The organism is Vibrio sp. 03_296 (assembly GCF_002265885.1).
In genome coordinates this window covers 1-380 of sequence record NZ_NPKW01000384.1, presented here as the reverse complement: position 1 = coordinate 380, position 380 = coordinate 1, and the positions used below count along the sequence as shown (strand labels likewise).

The 380-nt window shown below is 52.9% G+C and carries 1 pseudogene; it reads right to left on the bottom strand.

The features are described from left to right. Positions 1-380, bottom strand: a pseudogene (locus CIK04_RS24835) (flagellar basal body P-ring protein FlgI); the annotation flags it as partial.

Sequence of the window (380 nt, the reverse complement as noted above, 5' to 3'; positions counted from 1 at the left end):
CGACGGTTTCGCCACCCGAGAAACCATTTGGCTGGCTCACACTCAAGTTTTCTTTAATCGCAACCGTCATGCCACCGTGAGTCACGGCCGCAGGTTTTAATCGAACATGTTTACCCACCACAATGGTACCCGTACGTGAGTTGACAATGATTTTGGCTGCGCCGTCTGCTGGGATACAACTCGAGTTTCAATCGCAGAAAGAAAAGCGACACGTTGACTGATGTCGCGGGGCGCTCGCACACGCACCGAAGTCGCGTCGACCGCAGAGGCCATCTGAGGACCAAGGAAATTGTTGACGGCATCGGCCATGCGTTGTGCGGTGGTGAAATCAGATTCAAGTAAGTTGAATGTAATGAAGTCGCCACGGCCAAATGGGGTTG